This window comes from Gaetbulibacter sp. S0825, from assembly GCF_011777505.1.
Lineage (GTDB): Bacteria > Bacteroidota > Bacteroidia > Flavobacteriales > Flavobacteriaceae > Pontimicrobium.
In genome coordinates, this window is the sequence record NZ_JAATJT010000003.1 from 642215 (window position 1) to 666860 (window position 24646).

20 protein-coding genes and 1 tRNA gene are annotated in these 24646 nt (G+C 32.8%); 4 read left to right on the plus strand and 17 right to left on the minus strand.

Annotated features, from left to right (window positions below; all coding sequences use genetic code 11):
* The first annotated feature begins 4 nt into the window (after positions 1–4).
* The gene (locus HB672_RS14190; RefSeq protein ID WP_167770167.1) at positions 5–772 is read left to right on the plus strand and encodes a helix-turn-helix transcriptional regulator; all 768 of its coding nucleotides are present in this window, start codon (positions 5–7) and stop codon (positions 770–772) included.
* Between the two features lie 139 nt (positions 773–911).
* Here the strand turns inward: HB672_RS14190 and HB672_RS14195 are convergent, their stop codons facing one another.
* The 11 genes from HB672_RS14195 to porU form a co-directional block, all read right to left on the minus strand.
* Positions 912–1295, minus strand: coding sequence for a cadherin repeat domain-containing protein (locus HB672_RS14195; protein WP_167770168.1), 384 nt, complete (start codon positions 1293–1295; stop codon positions 912–914).
* 27 nt (positions 1296–1322) lie between these two features.
* A complete protein-coding gene (locus tag HB672_RS14200; RefSeq protein WP_167770169.1) occupies positions 1323–2828 on the minus strand; it encodes a T9SS type A sorting domain-containing protein in 1506 nt (501 codons plus the stop codon).
* 30 nt (positions 2829–2858) lie between these two features.
* Positions 2859–3326 (minus strand): hypothetical protein, encoded by a 468-nt coding sequence (locus HB672_RS14205; RefSeq protein ID WP_167770170.1) that lies wholly within the window; start codon positions 3324–3326, stop codon positions 2859–2861.
* 4 nt (positions 3327–3330) lie between these two features.
* On the minus strand, positions 3331–4386 hold the full coding sequence (locus tag HB672_RS14210; RefSeq protein ID WP_167770171.1) for a hypothetical protein: 1056 nt from the start codon (positions 4384–4386) through the stop codon (positions 3331–3333).
* A 121-nt stretch (positions 4387–4507) separates the two neighbouring features.
* Complete coding sequence (locus HB672_RS14215) at positions 4508–5254, minus strand: LytTR family DNA-binding domain-containing protein (protein WP_167770172.1); 747 nt, start codon at positions 5252–5254, stop codon at positions 4508–4510.
* A 3-nt stretch (positions 5255–5257) separates the two neighbouring features.
* Entirely contained in the window at positions 5258–6859 is a 1602-nt protein-coding gene (locus tag HB672_RS14220; RefSeq protein WP_167770173.1) for a histidine kinase, read from the minus strand.
* A 503-nt stretch (positions 6860–7362) separates the two neighbouring features.
* Positions 7363–8967, minus strand: a complete 1605-nt coding sequence (locus tag HB672_RS14225; RefSeq protein WP_167770174.1) for a pyruvate dehydrogenase complex dihydrolipoamide acetyltransferase — start codon at positions 8965–8967, stop codon at positions 7363–7365.
* 3 nt (positions 8968–8970) lie between these two features.
* Positions 8971–9969: a pyruvate dehydrogenase (acetyl-transferring) E1 component subunit alpha gene (gene pdhA, locus HB672_RS14230; protein WP_167770175.1), complete on the minus strand. Its 999-nt coding sequence runs from the start codon at positions 9967–9969 to the stop codon at positions 8971–8973.
* 92 nt (positions 9970–10061) lie between these two features.
* Positions 10062–10544 carry a cytidine deaminase gene (gene cdd, locus HB672_RS14235; RefSeq protein ID WP_167770176.1) on the minus strand — a complete coding sequence of 161 codons (483 nt, stop codon included), beginning with the start codon at positions 10542–10544 and terminating at the stop codon, positions 10062–10064.
* Between the two features lie 75 nt (positions 10545–10619).
* Positions 10620–11861, minus strand: a complete 1242-nt coding sequence (porV, locus tag HB672_RS14240) for a type IX secretion system outer membrane channel protein PorV (RefSeq protein WP_167770177.1) — start codon at positions 11859–11861, stop codon at positions 10620–10622.
* Positions 11862–11924: 63 nt separating this feature from the next.
* Positions 11925–15770, minus strand: coding sequence for a type IX secretion system sortase PorU (gene porU, locus HB672_RS14245; protein ID WP_167770178.1), 3846 nt, complete (start codon positions 15768–15770; stop codon positions 11925–11927).
* A 242-nt stretch (positions 15771–16012) separates the two neighbouring features.
* On the opposite strand from porU, the gene gldJ reads away from it, so the two are divergent.
* The 3 genes from gldJ to HB672_RS14260 all read left to right on the plus strand — a co-directional run bounded on the left by gldJ (position 16013) and on the right by HB672_RS14260 (position 19759).
* Positions 16013–17689 carry a gliding motility lipoprotein GldJ gene (gene gldJ, locus HB672_RS14250; RefSeq protein ID WP_167770216.1) on the plus strand — a complete coding sequence of 559 codons (1677 nt, stop codon included), beginning with the start codon at positions 16013–16015 and terminating at the stop codon, positions 17687–17689.
* A 66-nt stretch (positions 17690–17755) separates the two neighbouring features.
* Positions 17756–19036, plus strand: a complete 1281-nt coding sequence (gene murF / locus HB672_RS14255) for a UDP-N-acetylmuramoyl-tripeptide--D-alanyl-D-alanine ligase (RefSeq protein WP_167770179.1) — start codon at positions 17756–17758, stop codon at positions 19034–19036.
* 54 nt (positions 19037–19090) lie between these two features.
* Complete coding sequence (locus HB672_RS14260) at positions 19091–19759, plus strand: hypothetical protein (protein ID WP_167770180.1); 669 nt, start codon at positions 19091–19093, stop codon at positions 19757–19759.
* Between the two features lie 75 nt (positions 19760–19834).
* Here HB672_RS14260 and HB672_RS14265 read toward each other — a convergent pair.
* From HB672_RS14265 to nhaD, 6 genes are all read right to left on the minus strand, one after another.
* Positions 19835–19909: transfer RNA gene (locus tag HB672_RS14265), tRNA-Val, on the minus strand.
* A gap of 62 nt (positions 19910–19971) precedes the next feature.
* On the minus strand, positions 19972–21189 hold the full coding sequence (locus HB672_RS14270) for a folylpolyglutamate synthase/dihydrofolate synthase family protein (RefSeq protein ID WP_167770181.1): 1218 nt from the start codon (positions 21187–21189) through the stop codon (positions 19972–19974).
* Positions 21190–21192: 3 nt separating this feature from the next.
* Positions 21193–22074, minus strand: coding sequence for an energy transducer TonB (locus HB672_RS14275; RefSeq protein ID WP_167770182.1), 882 nt, complete (start codon positions 22072–22074; stop codon positions 21193–21195).
* An 11-nt stretch (positions 22075–22085) separates the two neighbouring features.
* Entirely contained in the window at positions 22086–22481 is a 396-nt protein-coding gene (locus HB672_RS14280; protein WP_167770183.1) for a biopolymer transporter ExbD, read from the minus strand.
* Positions 22482–22484: 3 nt separating this feature from the next.
* Positions 22485–23189, minus strand: coding sequence for a MotA/TolQ/ExbB proton channel family protein (locus tag HB672_RS14285; protein WP_244306625.1), 705 nt, complete (start codon positions 23187–23189; stop codon positions 22485–22487).
* A gap of 53 nt (positions 23190–23242) precedes the next feature.
* Entirely contained in the window at positions 23243–24637 is a 1395-nt protein-coding gene (gene nhaD, locus HB672_RS14290) for a sodium:proton antiporter NhaD (RefSeq protein ID WP_167770184.1), read from the minus strand.
* Positions 24638–24646: the final 9 nt, after the last annotated feature.

Below are 24646 nucleotides of genomic sequence, written 5' to 3' on the forward strand. Positions count from 1 at the left end.
TACTATGAATTCTGACACTTCCTATATAATGGTTATTGAAACTAGTGATTATCTTCATAGACTGGAAGCCAATCAATTTAATTTATTTACACAAAAGCTCCACAATGGTATTTCTAACTTATTAAAAAAATTTCGAGGCACTATATTAAAACATAATGACAACACTTATGTAGTTTCTTTTACCACAGTAACGAATGCTGTGTTATGTGGTCTGAAATTAAAAGCTAATTTTAAATACATTACACCAAAGTTTGATAAATCAATTCGTGATTTAAAGCTGGGGATTACTGAAGGTGAATCAAAAAAATCTAAAGTTTTAGCAACTAGAATGTGTGAAATTGTCGTTAATGATAAATTTGTAATTTCAGAAGCAGTTAAAAGAGCCTACGAAAAAGAAAACAGTAATAGTTTTATTAATAGAGGTGATATTAAAATCCTAAAGTCAACTGAAGCAAGTTTCTTGACAGACTTGATGAATTATGTTGAAAAAATATGGAATGATACTAACTTCAATGTTTCCAACTTCAGTAAAGAGTTGGGGTTAAGTAGTTCGCAATTTTACAGAAGGCTAAAAAACCTAACTGGGAAATCTCCAAGCATTTTTTTAAGAGATTACAGGCTTAAACGAGCTATGATTATGCTACATTACAAAAAAGGAAACGTTACCAAAATATCCGAAAGAACAGGATTTAATAGTCCTGCTTATTTCTCAAAATGCTTTAAAGAGACTTTTAATATTTTGCCTTCAAAATATATGCAACAACATACATAAAAAAATCCTGTTCTTTCAAACAGGATTTCGAGATTTGGGTCTAATTAAACTAAAAGTTTTAAAAAACAAACTAATAAAGTTGAATAAAAAACTACTAGAAATAATTCTAGCCTATATTTTTGAAACTTAATTAGCATGTTTAACTAGGCTCATGTACATCTAAAATATTAATCGTAAGCGTTAATTCTGTTGTACTAACTCCATCTGTAACAGCAATTATAGCCGTTATAGTAGTATTCTGCTCATAGTCAAAAGCATTAATATCTGCTATAAAAACCTCGCCTGTAGTTTCATTAATTATTACGCTTCCAACTGGATTTTGAGAAACAATAGAATATGTTAAATCATCACCATCTAAATCTGTTGCAACAATAGTGGTCAATAAATCTGATGTTGGGTTCTCGTCCATGTTAACCACCATATCTTCTGAAACTGGCGCATGGTTTTTTGGGGCGTCATCATTACTACATGATGCAAATACAGCTATTATTAGCAGTAATGATAAAATTTTTAATTTGTTCATAATTTTAAATTTAGGGTTTATATTTATTTATTGTTTAACTATTTTTTTTGTTATCTCACTATTATTAGTTTGAATTTTTACAAAATAAATTCCACTTGACAAATCTGAAATATCGTATCGATTTTGAGTCTTTAATTTTTTTATAATCTGCCCTTCTATCGAATATATTTCTATGTTACTTAAAATTGAATTGGATGTAATTTCAAAATAGCTAGTTATTGGATTTGGATATAATGACATATGTCTTTCTATTAAATTACTATCATTAACACCTAAACTAGTTTGATCTCTATATACTCTCACTTGGCCAGCATCAGTACCATTAGTAGAGTTTTTTGGTGCTCCAGAAGCAATTGTGTAACCATCACCACTTATTCCCACAGAATATCCAAATTCTTCTCCTGCTGTAACTCCATTAATCTCTGTGAATGCTTGAGTCCATGAACCAGAAATGTTATCAAAAACAATAGTTTGCCCTGAATTACTTCCATTTATATCTCTGGCTTTTGCTCCAATTGCAACTCGATTACCACTATTACTAAGACTTACGGAAAATCCTAATTGATCTCCTTGAGCAGAACCATTAATATCAGCACCAACTTGCATCCAAATTCCAGATATTAACTCATAAACTCTAACATGTCCTGTGCTTGCAATACCATTAGCTCTTGCTCCAATTGCAATAACATCACCTTGCTCATTTATACTTATTGAAGAACCTGAAGCATCTCCAACAGCTTCTCCATCAATATCAACACCAACTTGGGTCCAAATGTTAGAAATTAGTTCGAAAACCCTAACATGTCCAGAACCATTTCCATTTCCATCATTATATGGTGCTCCAACTGCTACAATATTTCCATCAGAATTTATACTAATACTAGCACCAAAACCATCTTGCATGGCTTCTGAACTAAGAAGACCTCCTAGAGGTGTCCAAATACCTGAAATCAATTCATAAACTCTTGCATAACCTCCAAAGCTTGAATTGAATGGATCTTGTCGAGCTCCGACTGCTAGAATATTACCTTCAGAATTTAAATCTACAGAAAAACCAAACCAGTGTTTAGCTCCTCCACCAAGTATATCTTGACCAGCTTGCACCCAAGCTCCTGAAACATTTGCATAAACTTTAACTCTACCAGACTCTGCACCTGGACCAGAATTAAAGCTATGTGGTGCTCCAATTGCTATAACACTACCATCAGAATTTAAGCTTAATGGTGCAGCGTCATAATTATTCAATAAATCGAATCCTCCTGAATAATCCATGGTAATTGCGCCATCAATATCGTCTCCTATTTGTCGCCAAACACCTGATTGGTTTTCGTAAACACGAATATGACCAGAGTTGCTTCCGTTTCCGTCATTAAATGGCGCAGCAATAGCTAATACCTTTCCATTAGAGCTCAATGCAATGGTTTGGCCTGATCTATCTCCAACTGTTTCTCCATCGATAGGGGAACCAATAATGCCCCATTGACTAAACATAAGCATTGGACAAAACAATAATGCAAGTAATATTTTCTTCATAATATTTGGGTTTAAAAGTTTAATTTTTAATTATTGTAGCGCATCCAACAGCATACCATCTTCTAACTCATTTTTTAGATAAACAAAGGTTTTCCAATCGCCAATATTTGCAGATCCAAAACGCTCTAATCCTACTAAAACGCTAACCGTTTTATAATCATCAGTAGGTGTCTTTTTAGAGCCAAAATTGTCAAAAAGATTATCAATTTTATCGTTAATATTATTTAAGTCTTTTTTCGCTGCTGTCTTTTTTTGTTTTACAATTGCGGTGGTGTCTTCAAAAACAGCAAGTTCTAAATAGCTTTTCTTTATTTTACCTGTATTGGTTTTTAAATGATACTTGTTAATGACTTGTGCTTCGGTACGAATGCCTTGGTTTAATAAGCTTTTTTCGTAATTGAGTTTCATTATAGATTGACCAACAACGAATACTAACAAGATTGCTAAAAAGCTTCCGCAGACGATGTATATTTTTTTATTTAAGGCTTTATTACTCATTGTACTACTTGTTTATGTTTTCGCATAAAAAACTATCGGATGCCATATTAGATTTTCCTGTTGCAAAATCATTATATCCTGAACCATTGTATTGTTGATAGATATGATAGTTGATGTACAATCTGCATTCCCCTTTTTTATTATCCTTAAAGGCAATAGCTGCAAAGTGCTTTCTTCCTAAAATGGCTCCCGTGTATTTGTTTTTAATAATAGTCCAACCTCTGTCAGTAATATTTATTTTAAGCAGCGTTCTATCCCAATTGGTGTCTTTACTTTCGTTATTAAAAGCTGTTTTGAAAAGACGCTCAATTTTAGCATCTGTAATTACTGCTGACGGCATTTTTTTATTGGCTAACTTTTCATTTTGAAATGTCTTGGATGTTTTTTTTACATCTTCAAGAGAGCCTACTGTTTCTGCGAAATCATTATATTTTTTTGAAGCTTCAACCACTGAACGTTCTTCTGGCAAAATAGTAGCTGCTGTTTGCCAGAATAGTTTTTTACTATTCAAATCCTTAAAATGATTTTCCATAGTTTCATTATCTGCTCCTTCAGAAAAATTCACTTTCAACCGACTTAAATTTCTGTCCACAGTTTTTGTTCTAAACTGGATTTCTTCAACATCATTATCATAACCCCTATAATCCTTATTCGCTGCTATTACTTTATTTGCTAGTTCTTGTGTGATAATTAGTTCTGATAAAAACTTGGTCATAATTTTTTGTCCGTTTAGTTTCTCATCAAAAGCATCTCTCATTCCTTTTCGTTCTGCTAAAGTTTCTGTTTTATTAGCACCACAACTCACCCTTAATTCTTCTAGCTTTTTCTCTAGATTTGATGTATCAAAGTCTGGGTCTTTCTTCTTTATAGATACCAATGAACGTTCTAAAGAAGCTATTTTACCTTCAGCTGTTTTAAAACGATTTTGTTCTAAAGCTTTATTGGCGACTTCAATTTGCTTTTCAAAGGCATTTACAAGAATTTTTGCTCTACTATTCTGCGCATTCATAACATGTAGATTTAAGGTTAAAATGAATAATATGAAGATTGTTTTTTTCATGACTGTAGGTTTAAGTGCTATCCAAAAGTCATAAAAAAAGCCAGTAAAAACTGGCGATATAAATAGATGTATTACTAAAATTATGTAAGTGTAGCGTAATTGAGTAAAAGTGATACAGTGCTTATAATTTGTCTAAAAGCTGAAGTATTTGCGTCTTTTTTCGATGTGAAACAGGAATTTCCTCCAATGTTTCCATAATTAAACTTCCACCATCTACTTTATCAAATCGCAGAATTTTATCGATATTTATTAAATGTGAATGATGCGGGCGAATAAAACCGTAAGGTTCTAAAAGTAATTCGTATTCTTTTAAAGATTTAGAAATAACAATCCTTTTTGCATCTTCAATATAAAATTCTGTGTATTGCCCTGATGATTCACAGCGAATAATATCATTAACATTCACAAAATAAATAGAACTACTATCTTTTAAAACTATCTTTTTTTCTCGCGATGTAATTTTATTTAAACTTTGTTGCATCACTTGAAGTTGGTGATTCAAAAATTTGTTTTTATGCTGTTGCTTCACTTTTTCAAAAGCATTTATTAATTCATCTGGCGCAATGGGTTTTAATAAAAAATCGATAGCACTAAACTTAAATGCATCTATGGCATATTTATTATGTGCTGTAATAAAAATGAGATGGAAGTTTATTTCTGATAGTTTAGATAGCAAGTCCATTCCTGTACCATCGTCTAATTCTACATCCAAAAAAACAACATCTGGGTCGATTTCAGCAATTTTATTAAGTCCATTTTGCACACCATCGGCTTCATAAATTTCGGTAATCCCTTCGCAAAAACCACCAATCATTTCTACAATACCTTCTCTAATATTTGTTTCATTATCTATTACAAGAACTTTCATTTATTAATAAAGTTTAGGCAAAGTTATTACTATTTTAAAGCCTTTTTTGTTTACATCCACAATTTCATAAAATGCATTTGACTTATGTTGCTTGTTGAATAAAAACAATCTATCTTTTATTATTTGCATTGCTCTAGATTTATGAGTTTTTTTATTTTCAATGGAGTTGAATCCTACTCCATTATCTTCAACAATTACCATTACTTGATTGTTCCTTTGCTTAAAATTTATATCCAACTTACCTTTATAATCTATACCCTTAAACCCATGTTCAATGGTATTTTCAACAAATGGTTGTGTGAGCATTCCTGGTATTTTCAATTCATTTATCTCTAAATCATTATCAATATGAAATTGGTACTCAAACTTATTTGGAAAACGCAATTTTTGAATTTCTAGATATTGGGTTAAAAAGTCTATTTCGTTTTCAATAGTAACAACTTCCTCATACGTGTTTTCTAACGATTGTCTCATTATTTTTGCCAGTCGCGATGTGTATAGCGTGGTTTGACTACTTTTTTCTTGTTGCGCTAATCTTTGTAATGATGCCATAGCGTTAAAGAAAAAATGCGGGTTGATTCGCGCTCGATTTAAACGCTGTTCAATTTCTAAAATTTTCTGTTTGTTTTTTAATGAGCGTTGACGGAAATAGAAAACAATAGTTAAAATAGTTAATAAACTACCTATAATCAAAAACAAGTAAAGTTGTTTTGTTTTTTCAAGAGAGGTTATTTTTTGAATATCTTTTGCTTTATTGTATTTTATTTCTAACTCATTTATACTTTCTAGTTTTTTTGAGTTAAGTATACTATCCTTAAGTTTACTATATACTTTGTAACTTTTAAGAGCTTTATCAAGTTCGCCTGAGTTTTCATAAATTTGAGCTGCTTCAGAATACAACATCATACTTGCAGCTGTTTGCTTATTCTTAACATGAAATAAAGAGGTATCCATCCATTTACTGGCCTCATTAAATTGTCCTAAATCTAAATGATTCCATGCTTTGGATAAATACAACCCATGCAAATTTTTATATCCTTCTACTTTTTTCCCATAGTAAATTGCAGAATCTGCATATATTAATGCATTCTCTAATTCACCTCTATGATACGAACAAGCTTCTTCAACTCTGTAACATTTAGTAATCTCATCAAACAAATGGTATTTGAAAGCTCCTTTTTTAGCTTCGTTTATAAAAATCAAAGTAGAATCTATAAGGGGTTCCCTTTCAGTTATAGTGTACTTATTTTCATACTGAAATGCTAACCAAGTGTAATAGTGAGGATATAATTCTGGTTGTTTTAATCCTAAGATTAACTGTTGAGCTCGTTTAATATATTTCCAGTTTTTTTCATCTTCATTTAATCTTGTAAATAGATAAACAAGTTCTTGAATTGATTTAATCTCTTTTTCAGCATCACTAAGTCGTTCAGCTTCAGCTAACGCCTTGAATGCATAATCTGATAATTTTTCAAAATCATTTGTTGCATGGTAATAACGTGCCTTATTATATACAAGTTTAAATAAAAAGTCATTATTACAGTCTATATTATTTAATAATGCCTCTTGTTCTTGTAATAGGCCATAGGCTTTTTTAAACTGCAATTGGCTGTTATAGAATTGAAAATCAAGACTTATGCCTTCATATTGGCAAATTTTAAATCTCGAGTTTTTTAATTTTTTAATGAGTTCAAATTGTTTTATTGAATCTTTTTTTTGTAGTAATTCTAATTTTTCTACAACTAAGAACTGATTACAATCGCACTTTTCTTGTGCAAATAATGAACTAGATATAAGTAAAAAAAATAATGCACAAGTTTTAAAAAACAGAAATGAATTTAATTTTAATTGTTTATAAAAATTTTCAAAAAAACACTTCATGCTTCTGCTTAGAAAGAATATGACTAAAATAAGTATATTTTATCTTATGAAGACATATTGTATTAGTAGAATATCATTTTTATTCTTCTAAATTGATAAGTGTTGATATTGAATATATAAGTGTGAACAGTATAAAATATATTTAAAAAAACCTGCTTCAAATAAATGAAGCAGGTTTCTTTATATAATAAGACCTCTAGACTGTGCTCAAGGCGACAAAATTATTTTTAAACCAACATCGTCACTGGATTCTCAATATATCCTTTTAATGTTTGTAAGAACATAGCTCCTGTGGCACCATCAACAGTTCTGTGGTCACATGCCATAGATAACTTCATGGTATTACCAACCACAATCTGACCTTCTTTAACCACTGGCTTTTGCACAATAGCTCCAACAGACAATATTGCTGAATTAGGTTGATTAATAATTGACGTAAAACTATCAATACCAAACATTCCAAGATTAGAAATTGTAAAGGTACTACCTTCCATTTCTTCGAGTGTTAACTTTTTATTCCTTGCTCTACCTGCGTAATCTTTTACTGCAGCATTAATTTGTGGTAATGATTGCTCGTTAGCAAAACGAACTACAGGAACAACCAATCCATCAGGAACAGCAACAGCTACACCAATATGTACATGATTATTCATTCTCATTCTATCATCAAACCACTGAGAGTTAACCTGAGGATGTTGTTTTAATGCTAACGCACATGCCTTTACGACCATGTCGTTAAATGATATTTTTGTATCTGGTAATGTGTTATACTGAGTTCTAAACGCAATAGCATTATCCATATCAAATTCTACATTCAAGTAGTAATGTGGTGCTGTAAATTTAGATTTTGCTAAGTTTTTAGCAATAGCCTTACGCATATTCGAGTTTGGAACTTCATCAAAATCTTCTTGTCCAGAAGGTACAAATTTACCAACTGAAGCAGTAGATGCAGCTGGAGTAAAGTTTTCAATATCACGTTTTACAATGCGTCCATTTTCTCCTGAACCTTGAACTTGGGATAAATTAATGCCTTTTTCTTCTGCTAATTTTTTTGCTAGAGGAGATACGAATATTCTACCTGAACTTGAAGTTGAAACTGAATCCTTAACCTCTTGTTTTGGAGCCTCTTTCTTGTCTTCAACTTTAGTTTTTGGCGTCTCTTCTTTCATTTCTTCTTGCTTTGGAGTTGAATCTCCAATAGCTTTAAAGTTTTTAGCAATACTAGAAACATCTGTTCCTTTTGGGCCAATTATTGCCAATAATGCATCTACTTTAGCTGACTCACCTTCATTTAATCCTACGTGTAACAAAGTTCCTGATTGAAAGGACTCAAATTCCATAGTCGCTTTATCTGTTTCTATTTCAGCAAGAATATCTCCTTCTTCAACTGTATCGCCAACGTTTTTTAACCAAGTCGCCACAGTTCCTTCCTCCATAGTATCACTTAATCGTGGCATAGTCACGACAGTCACACCTTCCGGTATATCTACAGATTCAGTTAGTATTTCTTCATTTGAAGATTGATTCTCTTCTGTTTGCTCTTCTTCTTTTGCATCAGAATTGGAATTATTTAACAATCCTAAAATATCTTCTCCTTTTTCTCCAATAATAGCTAAAAGCTCATCAACTTTGGTAGTTTCTCCTTCTTTAACTCCAATATGTAACAACGTTCCTTCATGAAAAGACTCAAACTCCATTGTAGCCTTGTCCGTTTCAATTTCAGCTAAAATATCGCCTTCACTTACTGTATCACCAACTTTTTTAAGCCAAGAAGCTACAGTACCTTCCTCCATGGTATCGCTTAAACGAGGCATTGTAATAATTTCTGCCATGACTTATAATTTATGTTGTAAAAATGGATAATCTTCTTGCTCGTAAACTGCATCGTACATCAAACTCTTTTCTGGATAAGGTGATTCATCGGCAAATTTCTCGCATTCGCTAACTAGTTCTTTAACACGCTTATCAATAACTTTTAAGTCAGCTTCTGTTGCATATTTATTCTCTAAAATAATATCCTTTACTTGTGTAATAGGGTCTATTTTTTTGTATTCTTCAACTTCGTCTTTTGTTCTGTAATGCTGCGCATCACTCATAGAGTGCCCTCGATAACGATATGTTTTCATTTCTAAGAACGTTGGACCGTCACCACGACGTGCTCTATCTATAGCTTCATGCATTGCTTCGGCAACTTTTACAGGATTCATCCCATCTACAGGTCCACAAGGCATTTCGTACCCTAGACCAAGTTTCCAAATATCTGTGTGGTTTGCTGTTCTTTCTACTGATGTTCCCATAGCGTAACCGTTGTTTTCACAAACAAAAACTACTGGTAACTTCCAGTTCATTGCCATATTAAATGTTTCGTGTAATGACCCTTGACGCACTGCTCCATCTCCCATATAGCATAAAGTAACAGCACCTCTATCATGATATTTATCACCAAAGGCCATTCCAGCACCTAAAGGAATTTGTCCTCCAACAATACCATGTCCTCCATAAAATCCTTTTTCTTTAGAGAAAATATGCATAGAACCACCAAGTCCTTGAGATGTTCCTGTGGCTTTTCCATAGAGTTCCGCCATCACTCGTTTTGGGTCAACTCCCATTCCAATTGGCTGTACGTGATTTCTATAAGCAGTTATCATTTTGTCTTTAGACAAGTCCATAGCATGCAAAGCACCTGCTAATACGGCTTCTTGTCCATTATATAAATGAAGGAATCCACGAACTTTTTGTTGAATATATACTGCGGCTAATTTATCTTCGAACTTTCTCCAAAACAGCATGTCTTCATACCATTTTATATACGTTTCTTTAGTGATTTTTTGCATCGACTAATTTTGGTTTTAATTAAGCGAATAACAAAAGTAATACTTTAGTTATTAACCTAAAAACTGTTAAGAGTTAATTTTAAACGAAAACGTTATAGAACAGATTTATCGAACACTAATGGCAATAAGTTTTTAAGAGAATTTGACTTTACAACTTTACCTGTTTCCCCCATAAAATAGATTTCTATTGGAGATTTTTGATTTATTTCATACTCCACAATAGCTTGCCTGCATGCTCCACAAGGCGGAATTGGCTCTGTAGTTTTATTAATTTGTGAGCTTGCTGTAATTGCCATTTTCAAAATTTTAGCTTCTGGATACTTGGCTCCCTTATAATAAATAGCTGTTCTTTCGGCACAAAGCCCTGAAGGATACGAGGCATTTTCTTGATTACTACCTATAACCACCTCACCATTATCAAGTAACAAAGCAGCTCCAACATTAAATTTTGAATATGGCGCATAGGCTTTGTCTCGCGCTTGATGTGCATTATTCATTAAATCTTGTACATCACTTGGTAAATCTTTTACTGTATTATAAACGTAAAGTGTCGATTCTATTTTTATTTCCTTCATTACCACCTTTTTTAGACAAAAAAACTATTGTAAAATACAATAGTTTTTTAAAAATCTTAAATATGTTGTTCTTTTCTAGTATTCGTTATACTCGCCATCTCCAAAATTGAAGGTTAAAGAAAAACGTAATGTGTTTTCTAATGGGCTTTGTACTTTAGATGCTGAAAACAGATAAGACATGTCAACATTAATAGTTGTATACTTAAAACCTGCACCAAGTGCAAAGAATTTTCTTGCTCCTTTTTCTTCAGCTTCATTAAAGAAACCTGCTCTTAAAGCAAAAGAATCTTGATATTGGTATTCGGCTCCTAAAGCCCAAGTAAATTCTTTAAGCTCTTCACTAAATCCTCCTGGGGCATCTCCAAATGATTGAAACACACCCGAAATAAAGCTAACGTCTGTAGATTTACCTGAAATAATAACGTTGTCTTTTTCACTAATTAATGTATCTGTCCCTTCCTCGTAAGTTCCATTTCCATTTTCATCTTCAAACTGAACTTCTCTACCTAAAACTGGAGGTGTCGGCACTAAAAGTTTTGTAAACTCAGCTGTTACAGCCAATTTATTGTATTGGTCGAATATAAAATCGAATCCTCCACCTAATCTTAAATTAGTAGGAATAAAGTTTTCACGACCTGCATCGTCATATTTTATTTTTGGTCCTAAATTTTGAATAGCAAATCCACCTCTCCAACGACCATTAAAATCACTGTAAGCTTGTTCTTCGCCTTGATAGAATCCAGAAATATCAACACCAATGGTACTAGCTGGTGCTGGATTTTGATCTACTCCAATAATTTTTAAATCTGAACGTAAATAACGTAATGCTACTCCCATAGCAAATTGATCTGCTAGACGCAATGTATAAGATAAATCCATAGTCATTTCGTTTGGCTTTGCAATTCTTGGTGTATCATTAGGTCCGTCAACCAGTTCAATTTCACCTAAACTGAAATATTTAAAACTTCCTGCAAAAGCACTACGCTCATTAAGTCTATTAAAATAAGTTACCTGTCCAATAGAAATATCGTTAACTAGCTTACTCAAATAAGGTGTATAACTAATACCTATACCAGATTTAGCAGTTGAAAAAGCGTATTTTGATGGATTCCATTGTTGCGAATAGACATCTACGGAAGTTGCAACTCCCATATCTCCCATACCTGCTGCTCTTGCATCTGCTGCAATAAGTAAAAATGGGACTCCTGTTGTAATGACCCTACTATCATTTGAATAGGGAATAATTTCGGTTAATGTTTGTGCATTAACTTGAACGAAAAAACCTAGTGTGATTAGGGCTAAAATGTAGTTTTTCATAAGTAAATGTTGATTTAAGTTGCTGTTTTTACAGCCATAATATGTTGGCAAATATAATTATTATTATAGTATCACAAGTTTTTCAAACTTTTCCACCTGTTTATTTAATTGATTTGAACGTACAGTTAATTTATATACATAAACTCCTTTTCCAATTTTTTCACCAAAGTCGTCTCTTCCATCCCAAACAATATCTTTAGATACGGAACTTGTAGACTTTAATCCTCCGTTGGTTTGACCGTTTAAAGTCCTAACGAGTTTTCCAGAAACTGTGAATACTTGTACTGAAACGTCTAAAACCTCCGAACTATTGTGGTTGAACCAAAATTCTGTGTAATTAACAAAAGGATTTGGATAATTCAACACATTATCGATAACTAGTGACTCATTTTCGTCGTAAACCACAAATTGTATCTCAGCAGTCGATGAATTGTTGTAAACATCCCATGCCTTGAGGGTTAATGTGTGTAACCCTGGCTCTAAATCTCTAAATGGATAGGTTACTGTCCCATTTTGGTAATCGTCAACTTCGGTGGTATAGTAATCATTTAACTTATACGGATTAGTTTCATCACCATCTAAAATGGCAATAATATCGTGACCAATTCCGCTTGCTGTATTAATGCCGTTTTCATCTTGCAGTTTTGCTAACAAAGTTGGAGATTCATTGGTAATTCCTCCATACACAAAGCTTTCATCGTTCATAAATAGATTAATAATAGGACCTTCATTATCTTCTGGTGCATTGTTATTAATTCCTCCAATTTGTATATCAAAATTAGCGCCTGCTTGATCTTGTAATGGGTTGTCATTTTTAGCATAGAAGCTTATTTTACCATTCCCAACTGGAACACCAATATCTCTAGGTACTACAAAATCAAACTCAAAAACACCATTGACGATGGTTGCCTGACCTCTAAATATGGTTTCCCCAAGTGTTTTATAGTCCATAACCACTCTTTGACCACCGTTGGTGGTACCATCGTTTGATAAGGTTTGTCTATCAATTTCCTTATCAAAAATTGTAGTAGTAACCACACCATTATAATTGGTTAACACAATTCCTGATTCATCAACAACTTCTCCTTTAATCTTTGCTCGACCTAATGCTTGTAACACATCAATATTACTAGTTATTGGCACATCATTTATTTCGGTAAGTCTAACACTTGGTTTTGGCAATGCTAGTTTCATGGCTGGATCGCCAATAAAAAACACTAATCGCCTTTGGCTAACTCCAGAAATACGAGGATCGTTTTTAGTTAAGCGCAATGCTTCTGCCATTGAAGGATAGTCGTTAGTCCCAAACGCAAACATATATTCACCCAAAACAACATTAAAAGACACACCAACACTTACAAAAATTTGTCGTGTCGTAGTTATTAGCCCAATTGCTCCTCCTTTTTTGTTCCAATATAAGTACTCTCCTGCTGTGACACGTAAAGGGTTATCAAATTTTGTATACTCACAGGTTACTGTTACAAAACAATTTAGTTTGCATATATTTTTAAGTTCTTGGGCGTTTATTTTATCGAAGATTCGTTCGCTTGCCAATCCATCTTCACCTCCATGCCCAAAATAATTAACTACTAATGCACCTACTTCTATATTATCGAAAATAGCCTTATTTACTGATGGATACCTTTCTCCTCCTGCTGTTGATTGCTGCACAAATGCATCCGTATGTACCTTTATCGCATTAATAAATGGCTTGTTTTGTGTAATATCATTTGCGATATCATCCGTTGTTTGTTGCAAAATCCCTTCCCATGACTCGTCTACATCATCAGAAACCACCATGACATTATTACGCCAATTACCATAAGCCTCTTCTTGATAATAGGATTCTATTTTATCGACAAGTTCTCTAGCTCTTTGAGGTGTGTCGGCTAAAACTCTACCTACTGCTATATCTAATTTATCTGAAGAATGCATAGTTCCTTCATTTAGATCCATCATACCAAAAAAATCATCAGACACAAACGAGCTGGATAAACTAAAACTATTTAACGAATGCCAAGAAGGAACAACGTTGGTGTTATTTGAGACTCTATCTTTATAATCAAAGGATGCATCTCCAAACAAGCATAGATATTTTAATCTATTAGTTGGTGTACTAGCATTATCATAGACGTATTTTACAAAATTCCTGATTCCTGATATATCTTGGTTACCAGAACTAAACTCATTATATATATTTTGCAATGTGTAAACCTTAACGTTCAATTTATTTTTGTCTCTGTTTATTTGTGCTAACCGTTCAGCTTGACCAAGCATGTCTTCTCTAGCAATAATAATATAATCCACGTCTTGAAACTGCCCTTGAGCATTTTCAAATACAGTTCCCTTTATATTTTGATTAACTACTCGAGATTTTGATTCACTTTTTGGCGTGTGAAAATCCGAATCATCTATTGCAATATATTTTCTTTCTTCTCCTAATTGTGCTTTAAAACTTAATGTATTTGAAGCATCACTATTTTGTATGGATGTAATATTATACTTGTCGGTAACATCCCAAACTTCGGTAATATTTGAAGCATTAGATAAATCGTACTGACCAATTCCAGATAATAGCGGGACATTATTGTTTTTAAATAGAAATTGTTCTCCTACTCCTTCTAAACTTCTAGTGGCTTCAATTGAAATATAATCCAAATAGCCCTCAGAAGTTGGATTACCATTATTATTATAGGTGAGATTTACCGATATATTTCCAGACGTAACATTAATGTTGCCATTAAAAAAATCTTGTGTTGCAAGAATAGGACTGTTTATTGCAGGAAAAGTAAAATTATCTACATCTGTACCATTTACCCTAACTCGCATACTTGTTTGCACAACTCCAACTGCTGCTGCATAAACCTTTAAAGCTACAGGCTCAGAAGTCACTATATTTTTCACTTCAAAATCAAATACTTTATCTGGGTCAAAATCGAACCTATCTCCAAACCAACGTCTTCCTAATTTAGCAAGGTTGTACTCATCTAACTCATGAAACTGATAATCGTGAAATGTATTAATAGTAGTATTTGCAACTCCTACAGGCTCAATATAATCTTGTACTTGTTTTGCATTGCCACCTGAATTTACATTTATAAAGTAATATGCCTTATCGGTATATGCATTAATGTTGGTATTGCTTTCACTATTATAACCCTTTGGTCCTTCACCATAAAATAATATATAATCGTTATTATTAAATTTACCGTCTTCACCACCAATAACTTCTATAGGGTTCTCTGTTAAATCTAAAGGATAATACACCGAATTTCGCATTGGCAACATATTACCTCCTTGTCCAAATACTCTAATAGATCTTGGATCAATATTATTCATACTAATACCCAAACTACTTAAAAAGCTTCTAGACAATTTAAATACTCCCGTTTGTTCAATATAAAACTTATACCAATCTCCCTGGTTTAAAACCGAATTAACAATAACTCTACTTGACGCCCCACTTCTATTAGCTTGATTAAAATTATATGTTATAGTAAAGCTTCTAACTTTTTTATAAATACCATTATCATTAATAATTGGAGACATTTCAAAATAAACAGATCGTTTACCTCTACTATTTGTGTTTTTTATTAATAATTGTATTTTTTTTGGAATAGTTTCTAACCTAATATCTTTTAATTCATTTTTAGATATTGTTAAGTAAGATATATTAGAAATTTTTAAGGAATTTTCATTAACCAAACCATTAGACTCCCATTGGCTTATATATTTTAATCCACTTACATGGTCGAAACTAAAATTAGAATTATTAAATGACGGCACTTCTACTTTTGAAGAAGAGGTAGACAGTGTTCTAGTGCCATTCCAATCAATAGTAAATTGTTTTTGTTGAGAATAGCTTAATGATGTGGTTAATAAAATAATAGAAAAAAGAAATTTCTTCATAAAAGAATTAACGCTGGTTATTTGGGTATAGTATAGCAATATTAATTTTGTTCAAAGTTACGATAATAAATAATGATAAACTGCGTTTTAGAGTAACAAAATTAGGCAGAAAGAGGATTAAAAATCCGATATTCTGTATAAAAAATAGGATGAAATGCACATTTTTTTCAAAAAAACCTTGTGTTATTATCTTTAATTACTATATTGCAACACCAAATATTAAACTGACTTACTTAAAAAGTATGGATATGAAAAACGCCGCAACACTAAGAATAATGCTAGTTCTAGCATTATCACTATCAATGTTTAGTTGTAAAAAATCATCTAATTCTAAGAACACTTCTAGAGGAACTGGATGGGCAATTAACTCAAATGATGGAGGATTTCAATACAACACAAACTTTAAAGAGCAGGCAACTGCTCCTGGTTTAGCATTTATTGAAGGAGGAACTTTTACCATGGGTAAAGTTCAAGACGATGTGATGCACGATTGGAATAATACTCCAAATCAGCAACACGTACAATCGTTCTATATGGATGAGACCGAAGTTACCAATATGATGTACATGGAGTACTTAGATTGGATTAAAAGAGTTTATCCGCCAGAAGACCCAAATTTTAAAGCTATCTATAATGGTGCGCTTCCAGACACATTGGTTTGGAGAAACCGTTTAGGATACAACGAAATGATGACTAACGAATATTTACGTCATCCTGGATATGCCGAATATCCTGTGGTTGGTGTGAGCTGGATTCAAGCTGTAGAATATGCAAATTGGAGAACAGATAGAGTTAACGAAATGTACCTTGAAAGACAAGGGTATTTAGCTCGTGACGCTAAAAATACTGCCACTGCAGATGCTAATTTTAGTACAGACACCTATATAAATGCTCCAAAGGAAGTTTATGGAGGTAATGAGGAAATTGTAAGAACAGATAACAACAATATTAAAACTGATGCTGATGGTAATGAAAGTAATGTCTATGCTAACAGAGGTACAGGAATTTTATCTCCAAAATACAGACTACCAACAGAAGTTGAGTGGGAATATGCTGCTTTAGGGCTTACTGAATTAAGAAGCTATAATGTATATAGAGGGCGTAAAAAATATCCATGGGATGGACAATATACGCGTTCAGGAAGTCGTAAAGTACGTGGTGACCAATTAGCTAACTTTAAGCAAGGAAAAGGTGACTATGGTGGAATTTCAGGATGGTCTGATGATGGTGCTGATATTACTGCTCAAGTAAGATCCTACGAACCTAACGATCATGGTTTATATGATATGGCAGGAAATGTTGCCGAATGGGTTGCAGATGTTTACAGACCTATTGTAGATGACGAATTTAACGACTTTAACTACTATCGTGGTAATGTGTATACTAAAAATGCCATTAACGAAGACGGTACAGTTAAAATAGTAACGACTAACGATATTGTTTATGACACTTTAAGTAATGGTAAAGTAATTGCTAGAAACTTACCTGGTGAAATAGCACAAGTTCCTGTTGACGAAAACGAAACATACTTAAGAAACAACTTTGATACTAGTGACAACCGTAACTTTAGAGATGGTGACAAGCGTTCGTCTCGTTACTTCGAAAGCTTTAATGAAAGTGAAGAAGGTGAAGATGCTTCAACTACAAAGAAAATGTATAATGCTCCAAGGCATAATGTAGAAGTAGATTCGGCTGGAAACTTAATTAGAGAATACGATAAAACCAATGCAAGAACATCTTTAATTAGTGACGAAGTTCGTGTTTACAAAGGTGGATCATGGAGAGATAGAGCTTATTGGTTAGATCCTGCACAAAGACGCTACTTCCCACAAGATATGGCAACAGACTATATTGGATTTAGATGTGCAATGTCTAGAATTGGATCGAAATCTAAACAAAAGAACAAAAAGAAAAATTAAACTTTTTAAGTTATAAAATTAAAGTCCTAACGGTTTCGTTGGGACTTTTTTTATTACATTTAATCTATGAACATCGAAGCACTACATAAACTTTTTTTAAAGCACCCAACGGTATGTACAGACACCAGAAAAATCACTAAAGACTGTTTGTTTTTTGCTTTAAAAGGCGACAACTTTAACGGAAATCTATTTGCAGAAGATGCTTTGGCAAAAGGCGCAAAATATGTGGTCGTAGATGATAAGGCAGTTGCTTTAAATGATAGTTATGTTCTTGTAGAAGATGTACTCAACACGCTTCAAAAGTTAGCAAATTACCATCGTAACTTTTTAGGATTAAAAATAATAGCCCTCACAGGAAGCAATGGCAAAACCACTACTAAAGAACTTATTAATTCTGTTTTGTCAAAAAAGTATAAAACTACAGCTACCGTTGGTAATTTAAACAATCACATTGGAGTACCTTTAACATTGCTTTCAATGGATAATGCTACCCAAATAGGTATTGTTGAAATGGGAGCAAATCACCAAAAAGAAATTGAATTTTTATGCGCAATCGCTCAACCAGATTATGGATACATTACCAATTTTGGAAAAGCACATTTAGAAGGTTTTGGAAGTATTGAAGGTGTTATTAAAGGCAAAAGTGAATTATACGATTTCTTGAAAGCACATGACAAACTTATTTTTATCAATGCCAATGATTCAACGCAAGTAAAGCAATTAAATAACTATCAAAACTCATATAGTTTTGGTAATAATACATCTAATTGTAATATTGAGTTTATAGAAGCTAATCCTTTTGTAATTGCTAAATATGACGACACCATTATTGAAAGCCAATTAATTGGGGCTTATAACTTTAATAATATCTCTGCAGCAATAACAATTGGTAAGTATTTTAAAGTTTCAACTCAAGAAATTAAAAACGCTATTGAAAGCTATATCCCAGAAAACAATCGCTCACAAATCATACAAAAAGGCACCAATAAAATAATACTTGACGCTTACAATGCAAACCCATCTAGTATGGTTGCTGCGTTGGAAAATTTTGAAATACAAAAAGACACATTAAAAATAGCTATTCTGGGAGATATGTTTGAGCTTGGTAAAGAGGCTCAAAAAGAACATCAATATATCGCAGATTTGGCATCAACTATGCCTTTTAATCACTTAATTTTAGTTGGAGAAAACTTTAATAAAACCAAGATTGTTTCTCCTAAAGTATCAGTATTTAAGTCATTTCAAGATTTTAAAACTAACTTTAATTTTTCACAACTTGACAAAGCCACCATACTCATTAAAGGCTCAAGAGGCATGGCTTTAGAGCGTGTTTTGGAAATAATATAATTTGGTGTTATAAGAAAAAACCGTTAGCTTACATTTATTATTCACCTATTAGATATGAAACAACTACTCAAAATTTTAACAATCTTTTGTTTCTTTAACTCACATGCTCAAACTGACATTAAGGAGTTTTATTTCTCAAAGAATAATAATGTCATCCCTAAAATTTTTAAATATGTTAATCTAAATGATTCTACTGACCAATTTTTTTGGAAAGTAATTTATGATAAAGAGAAAGACCTATTAACTACAGAAGGTTTTAATGAAGATTTTTTTAAATTCAATTCTTTCGTTGAGAAGTATATAAAAAATGGAACTATTGTAGTGGAATTCATAAATTATGAAAAACTCCTGTTTTCATTTAAAAAAGAACATATTGGTGAAATAGTTGAAAATAATGTTATCAAGTGGGATGATGATGAAGAGTATAAATACCAAATAAAAATAACAAGCGAGTATGGAAATACTACATTAATCAAGAAAAGAAAGTTTATTGGTTATGAAACTATTCAAGTAAATGGCAAATCATACAATTGCGTGAAATTTATGGAAAACTATGTAAATACATTTCATGACCAAAATGTAACTTTTAAATTTCATCAAATTACCTATTATACCTCAAATTTAGGAATGATAAAATGCATAAAATATTTTGATGATGAAACTTTAGTATACGAATTATCATCAATCCTAACAGATAAAGAATTCGACAATCTGAAAGATTAAATTAAAAAGCAATGATTTATATATTGAATTTAAAACAAAAAAATCCACACATTAGTGTGGATTTTTTAATTTTTGTGGGCGCAGAGGGATTCGAACCCCCGACCCCTTGGGTGTAAACCAAGTGCTCTGAACCAACTGAGCTATGCGCCCTCTAAATTGGACTGCAAATATAAGTCAGTTTTTTAATCTAACAAACATTTTTAAATAATTTTCTAAATAATTTCAGCTACTACAAATGTGCTTCCTCCAACATAAATTAAGTCATCACTTTTTGCTTGTTTTTTAGCAAACTCAAGCGCTTCATTTACCGTATTATAAGCACTTCCCTTATAGCTTTTTTTAGTAAAATACTTCTCTAAAATAGTTGCATCAAGCCCTCTTGGGATATTTGGTTTGCAGAAATAATAAGCAGCATTTTTTGGAAACAGATCAATAATACTATCTACATTTTTATCATTTACCATACCTATTACCAGGTGTAGTTTGTTAAATTCTTCTTTTGCTAGTTGTTGCATTACATACGTAAGTCCTTCCCTATTATGAGCCGTGTCACAAATAATTTTAGGTCCATATTGCAATGTTTGCCAACGACCTAATAATCCTGTGTTTTTTACAACATTTTTGAGTCCTTTTGCAGTTTGCTTTTCAGAGGTATTATAACCAAGCGATTGCAAAGCGGTTAAGGTTTGTGCTACAGTTTTAATATTTTTTACTTGATAGCTTCCTTTTAAATCAGATTCGTATGCTTTTTTAATGGTTTGGTCTGCAAAATAAATAGGAGCATTATTTTCTTTGGCTATTCTTCTAAAAATAGACGTGGTTTCCTTTTGCGTTTCGCCTATAACAACAGGAATATTTGGTTTAATTATTCCAGCTTTTTCATGTGCTATTAGTTCTAAGGTGTCGCCTAAAAATTGTGTGTGATCGAGTCCAATATTCGTAATTACTGATACTTGAGGCGTAATAATATTGGTAGAGTCTAATCGTCCTCCCAATCCCACTTCTATTATGGCTACATCAACATTCTGTTTTGCAAAATAATCGAAAGCCATTCCAACGGTCATTTCAAAAAAAGACAATTTATGGTTTTCTAAAAATGATTTATTTCTTTTAATAAATTGGATGACAAATTGCTTGCTAACAACCTTACCATTTACTTTTATACGTTCTCTAAAATCTTTTAAATGTGGTGATGTATATAATCCTACTTTAAAACCAGCTTCTTGCAACACCGAAGCAAGCATGTGGCTAGTAGAACCTTTACCATTGGTTCCAGCTACGTGAATGGATTTAAACTTTTTTTCGGGATAATTTAAGTGTTTCGCTAAAGCCAGTGTATTTGTAAGGTCTTTTTTAAAAGCGATTTTACCTTTGTTTTGATACATTGGCAATTGGCTAAACATCCAATTTACAGTATCGAAATAATTCATAAGTTATTGAGTAACGCTAAAGTTAATTACTACAAAACCTACTTGTTTTGTTGGCGCTTTAGAATCGGCAGGCCACTTATAAGTCAAAGCTGTTTTTTTGGCTGCATCGTATAGACAACTTACTCCTGTAGTTCCTCTTTTACCAGGAATAGCATTAACTACATTTCCTTGTCTATTTACATGAATTTCAACAACCACTTTACCTTCTTCATTACACTCAGGAAGGACTTTCGACTTTGAAGGTCTCCCTCTACCACGTAGTCCGTAACCTGATCCGCCGCCCCCAGCTCCTGGTTCTCCAAAATAACTTGGTGCATAAGGGTCTCCATTTAATTGCCCTTTATCTCCTGCTTTATTATCGTCACCTTCACTACCAGAATCTGTACCATCGCTGTTTTTTATACCACCTAGAAGACCATCAACAGCATCACGCTTTGCTTTTTGTTCTTTTCGTTCTTTCTCCAATCTATCTGCTTCTGCTTTCTTTTCACGTTCAATACGTTCAGCTTCAGCCTTAGCTTTAGCTTCTTCCTTTGCTTTTTTTAGAGCTTCTTCTTTTTGTTTTTTTATGGCAATACTCTCTGCATTATCCTCAGTAATAACGTTCTCAGCCTTAGTTTCCTGAGGTTTTGAAGGAGTTGGTTTTGCTTCTTCAACTTTTTTTGGAGGAGTTACAACTTCTTTTGGCGCTTGTCGTATTGGCTCTTTAGGTTGAACGCGACCACTACCAAAATCGGTAGTCCCAAAGTTAACAGCTACGCCATATTCCTCTGGTGGGTCTAAGTATTTTGGACCAACAATAAATATCAGCAAAATAAGAATCACTGCTAATAACGCTGTAATTCTTGCTGAATCTTTTTCATGTTTGGTTTTAAAATACTTCATTATCCAATCTATTAATTATTTGGTTTTACAGCCAGTATCACTTTAAACTTATTTCTATTGGCTATATCCATAACTTTTACAACATTGTCTACAGGAACAGATTTTTCGGCTCTTAAAACAATTGTTGGCGATTCTTCGCTTGATAAGGCACTAACTAATTGACTTTCTAGCACACTTTCACCAACACGCTTTTGGTCTATGTAATAGGTTAAGTCTTTCTTTATACTAACGGATACAGATTTTTTATTCTGTGTTTTCCCACTTGCTTTTGGTAATAAAATATCAATAGCACTAGTGGTTACTAAAGTAGACGCTAACATAAAAAATATCAATAACAAGAAAACAATATCTGTCATTGACGACATATTGAATTCTGGTGTTACTTTATTTCTTCCTCTAATATCCATATTCTAAATTGGTTCGTTTAGTAGGTCTAAAAATTCAACCGAGTTAGCTTCCATTTGGTGAATAACTTTATTTGTTCTTGCTACTAAATGGTTGTAACATATATAACTTACAATACCCACAATTAAACCAGCTACTGTCGTTGTCATTGCTGTATATAAACCACTAGCTAAAACATCCATCTGTATAGTTCCTCCTGCATTGGCAAGTTCAAATATTGCTAATATCATTCCAACAACTGTACCAAGAAATCCAATCATTGGTGCAGCTCCAGAAATAGTAGCCAAAACACTTACATTTTTTTCGAGTCCGTAAACTTCCAGACGTCCAGCGTTTTCTATAGCAGTATTAATATCCTCAAGCGGTTTTCCAATTCTTGTAATTCCTTTGCTAATTAATCTTGATACTGGAGAGTTAATTTGAGCACAGAGTACTTGAGCAGATTCTATTTTACCATTAGACACATGGTCTTTTATTTGGTTCATAAAGTTTGTATCTACTTTTGAAGCCGATTTAATTGCAAACAAACGTTCAAAATAAATATAACTTGCAACTAGAAGTAGCACAAACAATAAAAGAATTATAATTTGTCCTGCGGTTCCACCACTTTTAATAAGCTCAATAATAGAAAGTGTTTTTTCTACAGATTCTTCATCAGTAATTAGTTCAGCTCCTTCCTGAACAGTTTTGAGCATTGCTGTGTATAACATATATTATATTGTTAGATTTTGAATAATAACGATTGATTTTTAAATAAAGTATTTTAAAACAGTGTTCTTGTGAAAAAGAAAACTAAAGCACCAGCTAAGAAACCTAGTAATGCTAACCAAGCTATCTTCTTTAAATACCAGAAGAAGTCTATTTTCTCCATTCCCATAGCTACAACTCCAGCAGCAGAACCAATTATTAACATACTACCTCCTGTTCCAGCAGAATATGCAATGAAATGCCATAATACATCATCCATTGGTTCAGAGAACATTCCTAAACTTGCAGCTACTAGTGGTACATTGTCAATGACTGCTGAACCTATTCCTAATAGTAACACTACTAAATCTGAAACTCCTTGAGGGTCTAATTCTGTTCCTAGCATTGGTGTCGTTTCTTTTAAGGTGTTGGCAAAACCAAACAAGATTCCTAAAGACTCCAAAGCAGCTACAGCCATTAATATTCCTAAGAAAAATAATATACTCGGTAACTCAATTTTTGATAAAGAATGGTGCACAGGGCTATGATGTGCGTGTGCATCACTTTCAGCACTATTAACTTCGGTTAAACTAAACTTAGAGTTACTATATACTTCAGCAAATACAGCCACCACACCTAATGCTAACATCATACCTACATAAGGAGGCAAATGTGTAATAACTTTAAAAATTGGTACAGAAACAATAGCAGAAAGTCCTAAAAATAACATGGTAGAACTAAATTTACTTTTTGGCTTATCATTATCACTTTCTTCAATTTCTAAATTACCTTTAAAAGCAGGCAAGAAAGAAGCAATTAAAGTTGGAACTGCCATACACACAAACGATGGCAATAATAAATAACCTATTAAATGACCTGTACTTACTTTATCTCCAATCCAAAGCATTGTTGTGGTTACGTCTCCAATTGGCGACCAAGCACCTCCTGCATTAGCGGCTATAATAATTAAACCCGCAAACCAAAGACGAACACTTCTGTCTTTTACAATTTTTTGTAAAATTGAGATTAGCACTATAGTAGCTGTAAGGTTATCTATAATTGCAGATAGAATAAATGCCAAAAATGCAAAAATCCATAGAATTTTTGTTTTCTTTTTTGTTTTAATAAAGCCCTTGATTGTAGAGAAACCATCAAAGTAATCGATAATTTCAACAATAGTCATTGCACCTAAAAGAAATACTAATATTTCGGCAGTTTTTCCTAAATGATGCAATAAGGTTTCCTCCATTAAGTGCATTTTGTTTTCATGATCTAAAGCTGCAAAACCGTCTACTAAACCATGATTTGCAGAATCAAACCACTGCGGAAAAGCATCAATCCCTAAAGAAATAAGAGCCCAACTTATAGCCATCATGACCAAAGCAGGAATGAGTTTATCTATTTTTATATTATGTTCTAATGTTATGGCTAAATAGCCTACTACAAATACAATAATGATTGCTGCTTCCATGTTGCTGTT